General features: G+C 67.4%; 14 protein-coding genes. 11 read left to right on the top strand and 3 right to left on the bottom strand.

The window, feature by feature from the left end; all coding sequences use genetic code 11:
- Window positions 1-63: 63 nt before the first annotated feature.
- A complete protein-coding gene (locus tag MBR110_RS12160; RefSeq protein WP_181709081.1) occupies window positions 64-3,273 on the bottom strand; it encodes an Rne/Rng family ribonuclease in 3,210 nt (1,069 codons plus the stop codon).
- Between the two features lie 725 nt (window positions 3,274-3,998).
- On the opposite strand from MBR110_RS12160, the gene MBR110_RS12155 reads away from it, so the two are divergent.
- The 4 genes from MBR110_RS12155 to MBR110_RS12140 are packed head-to-tail and all read left to right on the top strand — an operon-like array spanning window position 3,999 to window position 7,086.
- Window positions 3,999-5,003: an RluA family pseudouridine synthase gene (locus MBR110_RS12155; protein ID WP_034194222.1), complete on the top strand. Its 1,005-nt coding sequence runs from the start codon at window positions 3,999-4,001 to the stop codon at window positions 5,001-5,003.
- 5 nt (window positions 5,004-5,008) lie between these two features.
- On the top strand, window positions 5,009-5,668 hold the full coding sequence (locus MBR110_RS12150; RefSeq protein ID WP_011883934.1) for an HAD-IA family hydrolase: 660 nt from the start codon (window positions 5,009-5,011) through the stop codon (window positions 5,666-5,668).
- The gene (locus MBR110_RS12145; protein ID WP_011883935.1) at window positions 5,665-6,072 is read left to right on the top strand and encodes a Rieske (2Fe-2S) protein; all 408 of its coding nucleotides are present in this window, start codon (window positions 5,665-5,667) and stop codon (window positions 6,070-6,072) included. Before MBR110_RS12150 ends, MBR110_RS12145 begins: the two co-directional genes overlap by 4 nt.
- Window positions 6,073-6,096: 24 nt before the next feature.
- Window positions 6,097-7,086 carry a S49 family peptidase gene (locus tag MBR110_RS12140; RefSeq protein ID WP_014722714.1) on the top strand — a complete coding sequence of 330 codons (990 nt, stop codon included), beginning with the start codon at window positions 6,097-6,099 and terminating at the stop codon, window positions 7,084-7,086.
- A gap of 88 nt (window positions 7,087-7,174) precedes the next feature.
- Here the strand turns inward: MBR110_RS12140 and MBR110_RS12135 are convergent, their stop codons facing one another.
- Window positions 7,175-7,897, bottom strand: coding sequence for an SAM-dependent methyltransferase (locus MBR110_RS12135; RefSeq protein ID WP_059735236.1), 723 nt, complete (start codon window positions 7,895-7,897; stop codon window positions 7,175-7,177).
- Window positions 7,894-8,523, bottom strand: a complete 630-nt coding sequence (locus tag MBR110_RS12130; protein WP_034194220.1) for a Maf-like protein — start codon at window positions 8,521-8,523, stop codon at window positions 7,894-7,896. Before MBR110_RS12130 ends, MBR110_RS12135 begins: the two co-directional genes overlap by 4 nt.
- Before the next feature lie 260 nt (window positions 8,524-8,783).
- Between MBR110_RS12130 and MBR110_RS12125 the strand changes: the two genes are divergently transcribed.
- From MBR110_RS12125 to acpP, 7 genes are all read left to right on the top strand, one after another.
- On the top strand, window positions 8,784-9,419 hold the full coding sequence (locus MBR110_RS12125) for a DUF177 domain-containing protein (RefSeq protein ID WP_011883952.1): 636 nt from the start codon (window positions 8,784-8,786) through the stop codon (window positions 9,417-9,419).
- Between the two features lie 98 nt (window positions 9,420-9,517).
- Window positions 9,518-9,697 (top strand): 50S ribosomal protein L32, encoded by a 180-nt coding sequence (gene rpmF, locus MBR110_RS12120; protein ID WP_006051932.1) that lies wholly within the window; start codon window positions 9,518-9,520, stop codon window positions 9,695-9,697.
- A gap of 129 nt (window positions 9,698-9,826) precedes the next feature.
- Entirely contained in the window at window positions 9,827-10,933 is a 1,107-nt protein-coding gene (gene plsX, locus MBR110_RS12115; protein WP_011883953.1) for a phosphate acyltransferase PlsX, read from the top strand.
- On the top strand, window positions 10,934-11,923 hold the full coding sequence (locus tag MBR110_RS12110; RefSeq protein ID WP_011883955.1) for a beta-ketoacyl-ACP synthase III: 990 nt from the start codon (window positions 10,934-10,936) through the stop codon (window positions 11,921-11,923).
- 85 nt (window positions 11,924-12,008) lie between these two features.
- Entirely contained in the window at window positions 12,009-12,941 is a 933-nt protein-coding gene (gene fabD, locus MBR110_RS12105; protein ID WP_011883957.1) for an ACP S-malonyltransferase, read from the top strand.
- A gap of 36 nt (window positions 12,942-12,977) precedes the next feature.
- Window positions 12,978-13,727 (top strand): 3-oxoacyl-ACP reductase FabG, encoded by a 750-nt coding sequence (fabG, locus tag MBR110_RS12100; protein WP_011883958.1) that lies wholly within the window; start codon window positions 12,978-12,980, stop codon window positions 13,725-13,727.
- Window positions 13,728-13,871: 144 nt separating this feature from the next.
- A complete protein-coding gene (gene acpP / locus MBR110_RS12095) occupies window positions 13,872-14,111 on the top strand; it encodes an acyl carrier protein (protein ID WP_004197638.1) in 240 nt (79 codons plus the stop codon).
- Window positions 14,112-14,146: the final 35 nt, after the last annotated feature.

The following is a 14,146-nucleotide window of genomic DNA, read 5'->3' as shown; positions in this document are numbered from 1 at the left end:
GCAAACCCGCGGTACGAAAAAGAAAAAGCCCGCCGAAGCGGGCTTTCTCGGGCTGCGACGCGCTTAACGCTGCGACGTCTCGACCTGCTGCATCGGGGTCGAATCGGCCGGCGGCAGCGGCTTGCGTTCCCGCGGCACGCGGGCCGGGCGCGGCAGGCGCGATGCGGCTTCCTGGGCGGCGCGGAACTTGTCGGCGTCGGTGTTCACCCACACCAGACCGGCCTGTTCCAGTACGACCTCGAGGCCGGCCGAAACGGGCGCAGCAGCCGCAGGAGCCGGCGTCGCGGGTGCCGGCGCTGCAACGGCTTCGACCGGGGCAGCTTCGACACGAGCAGCTTCGACCGGTGCCGCTTCGACGCGAGCCGGTTCGGCCGGGGCCGGTGCGGCTTCGACTGCGACGACCGGTGCCGGCGCGGCGTGCTCGACGGGCGCGGACTGCGGCGCTTCGACGGCAGCCGGCTCGGCCGGCACTTCGAATGCGTCGGTCGGCGAAACCGCGACCGGCGCCGGGCCTGCTTCCACAGCGGCGGCCGGGGCGACCGATGCCGTTGCGGCTGCCGGAGCGGCGATGGCCGGCTCCAGCGGCGCGACCGGCGTCGCTTCGACGCGTACCGGTGCCGGTTGCGGCTCGACTGCGGCCGGTGCGGCGGCTTCGGCGTGCTGCTCGACCGCGGTTTCGGCCACGACGGCGCCTGCTGCCGCGACGGCAGCCACGGCGGCCGGTGCAGTCGCTGCGGCCGTATGAGCCGGTGCTGCTGCGCTCGACTCGGTCGCTACTTCCTGCACGGCGGCTTCATCGCCGACGCCGTGCTCGGCGACTGCGCCTTCTTCCTCGCGCTCGCGACGACCGCCACGGCGGCCGCGGCGGCGGCGACGACGTTCCTCGCCACTGGCTTCCGCGTCGGCTGCGGCATCTGCGCCGGGCAGCGCAACTGCGGCGGCCTGGTCGGCTTCCTCGTCCGGATGGTTCTCGCCACGGTTGACCGTCTCGAGCGTCGCCGCGTGTTGGGTCGGCTTACGGCGCTCACCGCGCTCGCCGCGTTCACCACGCTCGCGACGTTCGCCGCGTTCCTGGCGCTCGCCGCGCCCGGCTGCGTCGCCGGCTTCCAGCTGCTCGGCGCGCTCGCGCGGTTCACGGGGCTCGCGTGGCTCGCGGTTTTCACGCGGTTCACGCGGCTCGCGACCTTCGCGCGGGCCTCGGCCTTCGCGACCTTCGCGGCCCTCACGACCTTCGCGGTTCTCGCGCGGTTCGCGGCCTTCACGCGGCTCGCGAGCCTCGCGCGGTTCACGACCTTCGCGCGGTTCACGCGGCTCGCGCGCTTCCTTGCCTTCGCGCTCGAGGCGCGGGCCGCGGCCTGCCGCTGCCTGGTCGCGTCCGCCCTGAGCCTGCGGGCCGCCACGACGGTTACGGTTGCGATCGCCGCCGCGCTGCTCCAACTTCTCGGTGCGCTCGCGGGCCGGACGAGCAGCCGGTTCGCTGACCGGGGCCGGTGCGACCGGCGCGGGCGCCGGTGCCGCCGCCGGCGCCATGCCGAACAGGCCCTTCAGCCAGCCGATGAAGCCGCCGCTCGCCGGCGCGACCGGAGCCGGGGCGGGCGCCGGTGCGGCCGCGACCGGCTCGGCCGGGCGCGGCGCTGCCGGGCTCGGCGCCGGACGTTCGGGCGTGATGCCCTTGACCGCCGCTTCCTGCTTCGGCTTCACGTCGGCCGTGCGCTTGCTGTAGCCGGTTTCCGACTCCAGCTCGCGCGCCGCTTCCTCGGCCATCTTCCACGACGCACGCGGGTCGTCGAGGCGCGCGTCGTCGTGACGCAGGCGTTCGAGCTTGTAGTGCGGCGTATCGAGGTGCTTGTTCGGGATCAGCACGATGCCGACCTTGAAGCGCGACTCGATCTTGTTGATTTCCTGGCGCTTTTCGTTGAGCAGGAAGGCGGTCACTTCGACCGGCACCTGGCAGTGGATCGCCGCGGTGTTTTCCTTCATCGCTTCTTCCTGAATGATCCGCAGCACCTGCAGCGCGGACGATTCGGTGTCGCGGATGTGGCCCGTGCCGTTGCAACGCGGGCACGTCACGTGGCTGCCTTCCGACAGCGCCGGACGCAGGCGCTGACGCGACAGCTCCATCAGGCCGAAGCGGGAGATCTTGCCCATCTGCACGCGTGCACGGTCGTGCTTGAGCGCGTCTTTCAGGCGCTGCTCGACTTCGCGCTGGCTCTTGGCCGACTCCATGTCGATGAAGTCGATCACGATCAGGCCACCGAGGTCGCGCAGGCGCAGCTGGCGGGCCACTTCGTCGGCGGCTTCCAGGTTCGTGCGCGTCGCCGTTTCCTCGATGTCGGCGCCCTTGGTCGCGCGCGCCGAGTTCACGTCGATCGCGACGAGCGCCTCGGTGTGGTCGATCACGATCGCGCCGCCCGACGGCAGCGGCACCGTGCGCGAGTAGGCCGTTTCGATCTGGTGCTCGATCTGGAAGCGCGAGAACAGCGGCACGTCGTCGTGGTAGCGCTTCACCTTCGACACGTTGTCCGGCATCACGATGTCCATGAACGCACGGGCCTGATCGTAGATCTCGGTCGTGTCGATCAGGATTTCGCCGATATCGGGCTGGAAATAGTCGCGGATCGCGCGGATCACGAGGCTCGATTCCAGATAGATCAGCATCGGCTGACCCGAGTTACCGCTTTGCGACGCCGCTTCGATCGCGCGCCACAGCTGCAGCAGGTAGTTCAGGTCCCACTGCAGTTCCTCGGCGCTGCGGCCGATGCCCGCGGTACGGGCGATCATGCTCATGCCGTCCGGAATCTGCAGCTGCGCCATGGTTTCGCGCAGTTCCTGACGCTCGTCGCCTTCGATCCGGCGCGACACGCCGCCGCCGCGCGGGTTGTTCGGCATCAGCACCAGGTAGCGGCCGGCGAGCGAGATGAAGGTCGTGAGCGCCGCGCCCTTGTTGCCGCGCTCCTCCTTCTCGACCTGGACGATCAGCTCCTGGCCCTCGCGCAGCGCATCCTGGATGCGCGCGGAGCGCATGTCGATGCCTTCCTTGAAGTACTGGCGGGCGACTTCCTTGAACGGCAGGAAGCCGTGGCGGTCTTCGCCGTAGTTGACGAAGCACGCTTCGAGCGACGGCTCGATACGGGTGACGACACCTTTGTAGATATTGCCTTTGCGCTGTTCGCGCCCGGCTGTCTCGATGTCGATGTCGATGAGCTTTTGCCCATCGACGATGGCGACGCGCAGCTCCTCCTGCTGCGTCGCATTGAACAGCATGCGTTTCATGAACGACTCCAGGCGGCTCTACTGCCGGCGCCTCGCGGTTTTGTCAGTCGCGAGAGCGGGGACGACGGCAGGCCGCACCTTGTTGTGTTGTCACGAGCACGCTGGAGCGGGAAGGATGGCGGGGAGAATTGCCTGAAGAGGCGCTTGGGCCCGAAACATGGGGCCGGCGGCCATAGGGCACCTGCGAACACGGCTTCAAAGCAGGCGTCCACACACCGCACGCTGCACAAGCGCGCTAAGCCTGAGGCCGGGGCACTGCCACGGGGCGCGCGCAATGCGTCGCGCGCGCCGACGGGCGGCAGATGCTGCGGCTTGGGCCGCAGCGGGGAGTATCGAATCCAGCCCGACTTTCCCGCCTGGGGTGTACTTCCCTGGTTTGACGTCGCCAAGCCCCGCACGCTTCGCGGGGCCAAATCGGGCGCAACGCCGTAATTTTCGCAACCGGCAGCCTGCGGACGCACTTCGCGCCGTCGGGCTGCCGATCAAATTCTTTTCAACCAACTTTCCGTTACCGCGGCGCCTTGCCGACCGAATTCGCCTGTGGGCGCGATCCTTGCCGACGAGCGGCGCCGTGCGTGCAACTTGCTGCATCTCTTTGGTTAAGGGCGAGCAGCAGACCCCCGGCGCAAGTAAAATAGCGGTTTGCGCTTGCGCCTTGCCCGATTCAGCCGGGGCCGGCCTGTCAGGCCACCCTCAACGTCAGGCTGGGCAAAATTATATTCAGTATGAATGAGTTAGGCAAAATATCCCAGAATTCGGTCGCAAGCGGTCAGGTATCGATGATCGAGATCGACGAAAACTCGGCCGGTCAGCGGATCGACAACTTCCTGTTGCGCGTCTGTAAGGGCGTGCCCAAGAGCCATGTCTACCGGATCCTGCGCAGCGGCGAAGTGCGCGTGAACAAGGGCCGGGTCGACGCCCAGTACCGTCTCGCGCTCGGCGACCTCGTGCGCGTGCCGCCCGTGCGGGTGGCGGCGGCCGATCTGGCCCGCGCCGAAACGCCGATCGTCCCGCCCGCGCAGTTCGACGTGCTGTACGAGGACGACGCGATGCTCGTCATCAACAAGCCGGCCGGCGTCGCCGTGCACGGCGGCAGCGGCGTCGCGTTCGGCGTGATCGAACAGATGCGGCAGGCGCGCCCGCGCGCGAAGTTCCTCGAACTGGTGCACCGGCTCGATCGCGAGACGTCCGGGATCCTGATGCTCGCGAAGAAGCGCACGGCGCTGGTGGGGCTGCACGAGCAGATCCGTGAAAACCGGATGGACAAGCGCTATTTCGCCTGCGGACACGGCCAGTGGCAGCCCGATTGGGGGCGTCGCCGGGTGGTGAAGGCGCCGCTCTTCAAGTATTCGACCGCGGAAGGCGAGCGGCGCGTGCGCGTGCAGGACGACGGCCTGCCGTCGCACACGGTGTTCAACCTGATCGAGCGCTGGCCCGACTACGCGCTCGTCGAAGCGGAACTCAAAACGGGTCGGACCCATCAGATCCGTGTGCATCTCGCGCATCTCGGCTTGCCCATCGCGGGCGACGCCAAGTATGGCGATTTCGCCCTGAACAAGGCGCTGGCGCGCGCGAACGCGCAGCCGTCGCTCAAACGGATGTTCCTGCACGCGTACCGCCTGAAGCTCGCACATCCGCTGAGCGGCGAGCCGCTGCAGTTCGATGCGCCGCTGCCGGACGAATGCCGGCGCTTTCTCGATCAACTCAGCGCTCTGCGCGATACCGCGTGACTCGCATGGCCCGACAGCAATTTGATCTGATCGTCTTCGACTGGGACGGCACGCTGATGGATTCGACTGCGCACATCGCGTACAGCATCCAGGCCGCGTGCCGCGATCTCGGCCTGCCCGCGCCGTCCGACGAAGCGTCCCGCTACGTGATCGGCCTCGGCCTGCGCGATGCGCTGCAGATCGCCGCGCCGAGCCTCGATCCGTCCGACTATCCGCGGCTCGCCGAACGCTACCGCTACCACTACCTGCTGGACGACCAGCGCATCGAGCTGTTTGCCGGCGTGCGCGAACTGCTCGCGGAATTGCGCGACGTGGGCTACCTGCTCGCGGTCGCGACCGGCAAGGGGCGCGTGGGCCTGAACCGCGTGCTCGACCAGTCGAAGCTGACGAGCCTGTTCGACGCGACCCGCTGCGCGGACGAAACGTTCTCGAAGCCGCACCCGGCGATGCTGCACGAACTGTCCCGCGAACTGGGGCAGGATCTGGCGCGCACCGTGATGATCGGCGACACGACGCACGACCTGCAGATGGCGGCAAGTGCCGGGGCGGCCGGCGTTGGCGTGTCGTACGGTGCGCATACGGCCGACGCGCTGGCCGCGCTGGCGCCGCGCTTCGTCGCGCCGGACGTCGTCGCGCTCGCGGCGTGGCTGCGGGAGCACGCATGAGTGCGGCGCCGGCCGCCGTGCGCGTCTGCGCATCGGACGCGCTCGCCGACGGCGGCACCGGCGTGCGCGTCGACGCGACGCTGCGCGGCGAGCAGGCGGTCGTGTTCTTCGTCCGCTACGAGGGCCGTGCCTACGGTTACCTGAACCGCTGCGCGCACGTGCCGATGGAGCTCGACTGGGCCGAAGGGCAGTTCTTCGAATCGTCCGGGCTCTATCTGATGTGCGCGACGCACGGCGCCATTTATGCGCCCGATACGGGAAAGTGCGTGGGCGGCCCGTGCCGCGGCGCTCGGCTGCGGCCGGTCGAGGTCGACGAGCGCGACACGCCCGACGGGCGCGCGGTTTTCTGGGTGCCGGATGCCGACCTGGTGCCCGCTGCGCCGCCTTCCGCCACGACCGACTGACGACACCACTTCAGACACCACTTCATGGCCGACCAACCGACTACTCCCGATTCCTCGTCCCGTCCCGACCCCCGCGAGCCCAACTGGGAGCGCGCGGCGCTCGAGCGGATCGCGCTGGCGGCCGTCAAGGAACAGCGCGCGGCGCGGCGCTGGAAGATCTTCTTCCGGTTCGCGTTCCTCGGCGTGTTCGCGCTGCTCGCGTTCGCGCTGATCGATTTCTCGGGCGACTCGAAGTTCTCCAGCGGGCGCCACACGGCGCTGGTGACGATCGACGGTGAAATCGCGGCCGGCACCAATGCGAACGCCGAAGACATCAACACCGCGCTGGATGCCGCGTTCGACGACGACGGCACGGCCGGCGTCGTGCTGCGGATCAACAGCCCGGGCGGCAGCCCGGTGCAGGCCGGGATGGTTTACGACGAGATCCGCCGGCTGCGCAAGACGTATCCGGACAAGCCGCTGTACGTGGTCGTGACCGACATCTGCGCATCGGGCGGCTATTACATTGCGTCCGCCGCCGACAAGATCTTCGTCGACAAGGCGAGCATCGTCGGCTCGATCGGCGTGCTGATGGACGGTTTCGGCTTCACCGGGCTGATGAGCAAGCTCGGCGTCGAGCGCCGCCTGCATACGTCGGGCGAAAACAAGGGCTTCTACGATCCGTTCTCGCCCGAGACGCCGAAGATGGACGCCCATGCGCAGGCGCTGCTCGATCAGGTCCATGCGCAGTTCATCAAGGCCGTGAAGGACGGCCGCGGCAAGCGGCTGCACGAGACGCCCGACATGTTCTCGGGCCTGTTCTGGACCGGCGAGAAGAGCGTCGAACTCGGCCTCGCCGACGGCTACGGCACGACCGACACGGTCGCGCGCGACGTGCTGAAGGCGCCGGATCTGGTCGACTACACGGTGAAGGAAAGCATCACGAACCGCGTCGCCCGCAAGTTCGGCGCGGCGGCCGGCGGGGCGGCGATGAAGGCGCTCGGCGCGGCCGGCACGTCGTTCAGCCTGCGCTGAACGGCGGTACGCGGCGCGCTGCAAGCGCGGCCCGGCGCCCGAGCCGCCCGCGCCGCCCGCCGAGCGGCGGCGCGCGCCACGTGCGCCGTCAGTTCGCGAGCAGCAGGAAGATCGCCGGGCGCTTGTGCAGATTCGGCGCGGCCGCCTTTTTCCAGTCCGCCGCGGTGCGGCTCGCGATCGTCTCGGTTTCGAGCGTCAGATCGGCCGCGACGCAGATCTGGGTCGACGGCGCACAGGTCGCCACGAGTGTGTCGAGCATCGCCTGGTTGCGGTAGGGCGTCTCGATGAAGATCTGCGTCTGCCGGGCCTTGCGCGACAGTTGCTCGAGCTCGCGCAGGCGCTTCGCGCGCGTGGCCGCGTCGACCGGCAGATAGCCGTTGAACGCGAAGCTTTGGCCGTTCAGGCCCGATGCCATCAGCGCGAGCAGGATCGAGCTCGGCCCGACCAGCGGCACGACCTTCACGCCGCGCTCGTGCGCGCGGCGCACCAGCAGCGCGCCGGGGTCGGCCACCGCGGGGCAGCCGGCCTCGGACACGAGCCCGGCATCGGCGCCCGCCAGCACCGGCGCGAGCAGCCGGTCGATTGCGCCGGCCGGCGTATTGACGTTCAGTTCCTGAATGACGATCTCCTGGATCGGCCGCGTCGTGCCGATCTTCTTCAGGAACGCGCGCGTCGTTTTCGCGTTCTCGCCGATGTAATAGCCGAGCGTGCCGGCGCGCGCCTGCACGGCAGCCGGCAGCACCGCGGCGAGCATCGCGGCGTCGCCTTCGCCGAGCGTGTTGGGGACGAGATAGAGCGTGCCGGCCGTCATGCGCGGTCTCCGTGGTGGGCGAACAGCGGGTAGCCGGCGACGCGCAGCATCCGCGTGAGCGCGATCAGCGGCAGGCCGACGAGCGCGGTCGGGTCGTCGGAATCGATTGCATCGAGCAGCGCGATGCCGAGCCCTTCGGATTTCGCGCTGCCGGCCACGTCATACGGCGTCTCGGCGCGCAGATATGCGTCGAGCTCGGCTTCGGGCAGCGAGCGGAAGCGCACGCGCGTCACCACGTCCTCGCTCTGCGTGTTGCCGGTACGGCTGTCGTACAGGCTCAGCGCGCTGTGGAATTCGACGTCGCGGCCCTGCATCGACAGAAGCTGCGCGAGCGCGCGCTCGTGCGTGCCCGGCTTGCCGATCTGGAGGCCGTCGAACGTCGCGACCTGATCGGAGCCGATCACGAGCACGCCGTCGGGCGCGTCGATCGTCGCGGCGACCGCGCGCGCCTTCGCGGCGGCGAGCCGCAGCGCCGTCGCGGCCGGCGTTTCGCCCGCGAGCGGGGTTTCGTCGAGGTCGGGCGACACGGTGTCGAACGGTATGCCGAGGCGCTCGAGGAGCGCGCGGCGATAGCGGGAACTGGAGGCGAGAATCAGCCGCGGCGGGCGGCAAACGGTATCCGGCATGGTCGGTTGGGTCGGTGAATCGTCAGGTGTGATGCGGCGTTGCGCGGACGCAAGCATAAGTGATTGACCGAAAAAGGTAAAACAGGTATGCTTTCCCGCTTTTCGTCGACAGGCTTGCGCTGTGGTGGCGCCTGTTGGGTCTTCGGAATACAGTACGTCAACCGTGTGCGGCTCGTGTCGCGCATGAAAGAGAGCGGCGCCCAACGTGTGACGTCGGCCGAGCCGGATCCCGCAAGTCAGCCCGTGGACAGGAGCGCAACATGAACACTTCTTCTGGCAAGCCGGCGGCAGCGCTGGATCCGCACGCAGTCGACCTGTTCGAATTCGCCCGCAGCGGGCGGCAGGCGGCAGGTGCGACGCGGCTGTCCCAGCTGGCGCGCATGCTGAACGAAGTGCCGGCGGACGCGTCCGATCGCGACACGGTGTTCACGTGGCAGGCCGAAGGGTTCACCCAGAAGGAGCTGCAGGACGACGGCAGCGACGGCCAGCAGCCGTACCTGCGTCTCGCGGTGCATGGCCATGCGTGGCTCACGTGCCAGCGCTGCATGGCGCCGTACGACCAGACGTTCGACGTCGACATGACGTACCGCGTCGTGGCGACCGAAGAAGAAGCTGAAGAATTTCCGCTCGACGACGATGAAGCCGATGTGATCGTGGGCTCGCGCCAGTTCGATCTCGTCGACTTGATCGAAGAGGAGTTGCTGCTTTCGCTGCCGCTCGTGCCCAAGCACGAGGTTTGCCCGGCAGTTCACGAAAGCCTCGTGTCGGGTGTGAGCGGTCCTTCGGAAGATGCGGATGAAGCGTCCGCGGAAGACGAGGACGAAGGCAAACGGCCGAATCCGTTCGCAGCGCTGCAAGCGCTGAAGAAGGACGGGGACGGCGGCAACAAACACTAAGCAGTTGTGGCGCGGGAAGGCGTAAGGGCTTTGGGCCAGGGTAGTTAAGCGCCGGATCGGGCTGTGTTAGAATCCGGAAAATCAATTAGGAGTTAGTCATGGCAGTCCAGCAAAACAAGAAGTCGCCGTCGAAGCGCGGCATGCATCGTTCGCACGATTTCCTGACGGCAGCGCCGCTGGCAGTCGAGCCGAGCACGGGTGAAGTGCATCTGCGTCACCACGTCAGCCCGAACGGCTACTATCGCGGCAAGAAAGTCGTCAAGACGAAGAACGACTAAGCGTCAAGTCACGCGTTGCGCGCTACGTTCGCCGTTCGCGTGACAACTGGTTCGCTTGACACTTTCCTGGCTCAACAAAAAGGCGGCATTCAACTGCCGCTTTTTTGTGCCTGAAATTCGTCGCATTCCATGACCGTAAAGCTCACAATCGATTGCATGGGAGGCGACCACGGCCCGTCCGTGACCGTTCCCGCCGCAGTCAAGTTCGTCCGCGCGCATCCCGATGCGCACCTGATGCTCGTCGGCATCGAAAGCGCGATTCGCGCGCAGCTGAAAAAGCTGAAAGCCCTCGACGATCCCGCGCTGACCATCGTGCCTGCCACCGAAGTCGTGGCGATGGACGATCCTGTCGAAGTCGCGCTGCGCAAGAAGAAAGATTCTTCGATGCGCGTCGCGCTGAATCACGTGAAGGAAGGCGCGGCCCAGGCCTGTATTTCCGCCGGCAACACCGGCGCGCTGATGGCCGTTTCCCGTTACGTGCTGAAGACGCTGCCCGGCATCGAGCGGCCCGCGATCGCGTTCGCGCTGCCGAACCCGACCGGCTACACGATGATGCTCGACCTCGGCGCGAACGTCGACTGCGAGCCGCAGCACCTGCTGCAGTTCGCGGAGATGGGCCATGCGCTCGTCGCGGCGCTCGAAGGCAAGGAGCGCCCGACGATCGGCCTGTTGAACATCGGCGAAGAAGTCATCAAGGGCAACGAGACGATCAAGCGCGCCGGCGAACTGCTGCGCGCCAGCACGCTCAATTTCCGCGGCAACGTCGAAGGCAACGACATCTACAAGGGCACGGTCGACGTGATCGTCTGCGACGGCTTCGTCGGCAACGTCGCGCTGAAGACGTCCGAAGGGCTCGCGCAGATGCTGTCCGACATCATCCGCGAGGAGTTCGGCCGTTCGCTGATGTCGAAGCTGATGGCGCTGCTCGCGCTGCCCGTGCTGATGCGTTTCAAGAAGCGCGTCGACCATCGCCAATACAACGGCGCGGCGTTGCTGGGGCTGAAGAGTCTCGTGATCAAAAGCCACGGTTCGGCCGATGCCTACGCGTTTGAGTGGGCGATCAAACGCGGGTATGATGCCGTCAAAAACGGCGTGCTGGAGCGCCTTACGCGCGCGATGGCGGATAATTCGGTGTCGCTCGGCGACGGCGAACACGACGCAGGCGGCGCAGGCCACACGGGCCCGGCCGCAGGCCAACACGCCGAACCTCCCGCTGCGCAATCCTCTAAAGCATAAATGGCCCAATCGACTCTCTATTCCCGCGTGCTCGGCACGGGCAGCTATTTGCCGCCCGACCGCGTCACGAACCAGCAGCTTGCCGATCGTCTCGCGAAGGAAGGCATCGAGACGAGCGATGAATGGATCGTGGCGCGCACGGGCATCCACGCGCGCCATTTCGCCGCACCCGACGTCACGACCAGCGATCTCGCGTACCAAGCCGCGCGCCGTGCGATCGAGGCGGCCGACATCGACCCGCAATCGATCGACCTGATCATCGTCGCGACGTCGACTCCCGATTTCGTGTTCCCGAGTACGGCCTGCCTGCTGCAGAACAAGCTCGGCATCAAGAGCGGCGGCGCGGCATTCGACGTGCAGGCCGTCTGTTCCGGCTTCGCATACGCGATGGCGATGGCCGACAGCTTCATCCGCGGCGGCCAGCACCGCACGGCGCTCGTCGTCGGCGCGGAGACGTTCTCGCGGATTCTCGATTTCAAGGACCGCACGACCTGCGTGCTGTTCGGCGACGGCGCGGGCGCGGTGATCCTGTCCGCATCGGAAGAGCCGGGCGTGCTCGGCAGCGCGCTGCACGCGGACGGCAGCTATTCGAACATCCTGTGCACGCCGGGCAACGTCAATCGCGGCGTGATCGAAGGCAGCGCGTTCCTGCACATGGACGGGCAGGCGGTGTTCAAGCTCGCGGTCAACGTGCTGGAGAAGGTCGCGGTCGAAGCGCTCGCGAAGGCGAATCTCGCGCCCGAGCAGATCGACTGGCTGATTCCGCACCAGGCCAACATCCGCATCATGACCAGCACCTGCCGCAAGCTCGGCCTGCCGCAGGAGCGCATGGTCGTGACGGTCGACCAGCACGGCAACACGTCGGCTGCGTCGATCCCGATGGCGCTCGACGTCGCGGTCCGCGACGGCCGCATCCAGCGCGGTCAGCACGTGCTGATCGAAGGCGTCGGCGGCGGCTTCACCTGGGGCGCGTCGGTCTTCCGCTTCTGATCCGCAGCGCGCGACTGCTGCGCGCGGATCCCGAACCGGCGCGCCGTTCGCGCGCGCCGTCCGAATCGATTCAATTGGGGACGATATGAAATTTGCATTCGTTTTTCCGGGGCAGGGCTCGCAGTCGGTCGGCATGCTGAACGCATTCGCCGATCTGGCCGTCGTGCGCGAGACGCTCGCGGAAGCATCCGATGCACTCGGCCAGGATCTCGGCAAGCTGATCGCCGAAGGCCCGGCTGAAGAACTGAATCTCACGACCAACACGCAGCCGGTGATGCTGACGGCCGCATACGCGTGCTATCGCGCATGGCAGCAGGCCGGCGGCCCGGCGCCGTCGATCGTCGCGGGCCACAGCCTGGGCGAATACACGGCGCTCGTCGCCGCAGGCGCGCTCGCGTTCAAGGACGCGGTGCCGCTCGTGCGCTTCCGTGCGCAGGCGATGCAGACCGCGGTGCCGGTCGGCCAGGGCGGCATGGCCGCGATCCTCGGCCTCGACGACGACACGGTGCGCGCGGTGTGCGCGGAAGCGGCGCAAGCGGGCGTCGTCGAAGCCGTGAACTTCAACGCGCCGGCGCAGGTCGTGATCGCGGGCGCGAAGGCGGCCGTCGAAAAGGCGTGCGAGATCGCGAAGGCGAAGGGTGCGAAGCGCGCGCTGCCGCTGCCGGTGTCGGCGCCGTTCCATTCGTCGCTGCTCAAGCCGGCGTCGGACCAGCTGCGCGACTATCTGGCGAACATCGACGTGAAGGCGCCGCAGATTCCGGTGGTCAACAACATCGACGTCGCGGTGGTCAGCGATCCGGCCGCGATCAAGGATGCGCTGGTGCGCCAGGCCGCCGGCCCGGTGCGCTGGGTCGAATGCGTGCAGCACATCGCCGCCACGGGCGTCACGCACGTGATCGAGTGCGGGCCGGGCAAGGTGTTGGCGGGGCTGACGAAGCGCATCGACGGCAACCTGGTCGGCGCGTCGGTGTTCGATCCGGCGTCGCTCGACGAAGCGCTGAAGCTGGCGACCGCCTGACGCGGCGCCTTTCCTCAAGAGACGGATATTCGATTCATGGAAAAGACTCTCGACAAACAGGTCGCGATCGTGACCGGCGCATCGCGCGGCATCGGCCGTGCGATCGCGCTCGAACTCGCGCGCCTGGGCGCGACGGTGATCGGCACGGCGACGAGCGAATCGGGCGCGGCCGCGATTAGCGCCGGGTTCGCGGAAGCGGGCGTGACGGGTCGCGGCGCGGTGCTGAACGTCAACGACGCGGCTGCGGCCGAAGCGTTGATCGACGCGACCGTGAAGGAATTCGGCGCGCTGAACGTGCTCGTCAACAACGCCGGGATCACGCAGGACCAGCTCGCGATGCGGATGAAGGACGAGGACTGGGACGCGGTGATCGACACCAACCTGAAGTCGGTGTTCCGGCTGTCGCGCGCGGTGCTGCGCCCGATGATGAAGGCCCGCGGCGGGCGCATCATCAACATCACGTCGGTGGTCGGCTCGGCCGGCAATCCGGGGCAGGCCAACTACGCGGCCGCGAAGGCCGGCGTGGCAGGCATGACGCGCGCGCTGGCCCGCGAAATCGGCAGCCGCGGCATCACGGTCAACTGCGTGGCGCCGGGCTTCATCGACACCGACATGACCAAGACGCTGCCGGAAGAACAGCAGGCCGCGCTCAAGACCCAGATTCCGCTCGGCCGCCTCGGCAGCCCGGAGGACATCGCCCATGCCGTCGCGTTTCTCGCGTCGCCGCAGGCCGGTTACATCACCGGCACGACGCTGCACGTGAACGGCGGCATGTACATGTCGTAACGGTTTTCGTTTACCATCCGCGCCGTATCCCGTTTTTCAGGCGGATCGGCGCTTGATCGACCATCAAGCCAACGCGCGTTTTGGCGTCAGCAAACCTGATAAAATGCGCGCACTTGTAAATCTGAACTTTCCCTCGGAGGGGTAATGGATAACATCGAACAACGTGTCAAGAAGATCGTCGCTGAGCAACTGGGCGTCGCGGAAGCCGAGATCAAGAACGAAGCATCGTTCGTGAACGATCTGGGTGCAGACTCGCTCGACACGGTCGAACTGGTGATGGCTCTGGAAGACGAGTTCGGCATGGAAATCCCGGACGAAGAAGCAGAGAAGATCACGACGGTTCAGCAAGCGATCGACTACGCTCGCGCAAACGTCAAGGCGTAAGCGCCTTTCGCGCTCGTCCGCCACGTCGCCGCGAT

The organism is Burkholderia sp. MBR-1, assembly GCF_013822785.1.
GTDB lineage: Bacteria > Pseudomonadota > Gammaproteobacteria > Burkholderiales > Burkholderiaceae > Burkholderia > Burkholderia vietnamiensis.
The sequence above is the reverse complement of the archived record's forward strand: the minus strand, read 5'-3'. Positions and strand labels throughout refer to the sequence as shown.

Excerpts from the sequence above, each read along its gene's own strand:
- MBR110_RS12160 (WP_181709081.1), bottom strand. The coding sequence starts at position 3,273 with ATGAAACGCATGCTGTTCAATGCGACGCAGCAGGAGGAGCTGCGCGTC.
- MBR110_RS12155 (WP_034194222.1), top strand. The coding sequence starts at position 3,999 with ATGAATGAGTTAGGCAAAATATCCCAGAATTCGGTCGCAAGCGGTCAG.
- MBR110_RS12150 (WP_011883934.1), top strand. The coding sequence starts at position 5,009 with ATGGCCCGACAGCAATTTGATCTGATCGTCTTCGACTGGGACGGCACG.
- MBR110_RS12145 (WP_011883935.1), top strand. The coding sequence starts at position 5,665 with ATGAGTGCGGCGCCGGCCGCCGTGCGCGTCTGCGCATCGGACGCGCTC.
- MBR110_RS12140 (WP_014722714.1), top strand. The coding sequence starts at position 6,097 with ATGGCCGACCAACCGACTACTCCCGATTCCTCGTCCCGTCCCGACCCC.
- MBR110_RS12135 (WP_059735236.1), bottom strand. The coding sequence starts at position 7,897 with ATGACGGCCGGCACGCTCTATCTCGTCCCCAACACGCTCGGCGAAGGC.
- MBR110_RS12130 (WP_034194220.1), bottom strand. The coding sequence starts at position 8,523 with ATGCCGGATACCGTTTGCCGCCCGCCGCGGCTGATTCTCGCCTCCAGT.
- MBR110_RS12125 (WP_011883952.1), top strand. The coding sequence starts at position 8,784 with ATGAACACTTCTTCTGGCAAGCCGGCGGCAGCGCTGGATCCGCACGCA.
- rpmF (WP_006051932.1), top strand. The coding sequence starts at position 9,518 with ATGGCAGTCCAGCAAAACAAGAAGTCGCCGTCGAAGCGCGGCATGCAT.
- plsX (WP_011883953.1), top strand. The coding sequence starts at position 9,827 with ATGACCGTAAAGCTCACAATCGATTGCATGGGAGGCGACCACGGCCCG.
- MBR110_RS12110 (WP_011883955.1), top strand. The coding sequence starts at position 10,934 with ATGGCCCAATCGACTCTCTATTCCCGCGTGCTCGGCACGGGCAGCTAT.
- fabD (WP_011883957.1), top strand. The coding sequence starts at position 12,009 with ATGAAATTTGCATTCGTTTTTCCGGGGCAGGGCTCGCAGTCGGTCGGC.
- fabG (WP_011883958.1), top strand. The coding sequence starts at position 12,978 with ATGGAAAAGACTCTCGACAAACAGGTCGCGATCGTGACCGGCGCATCG.
- acpP (WP_004197638.1), top strand. The coding sequence starts at position 13,872 with ATGGATAACATCGAACAACGTGTCAAGAAGATCGTCGCTGAGCAACTG.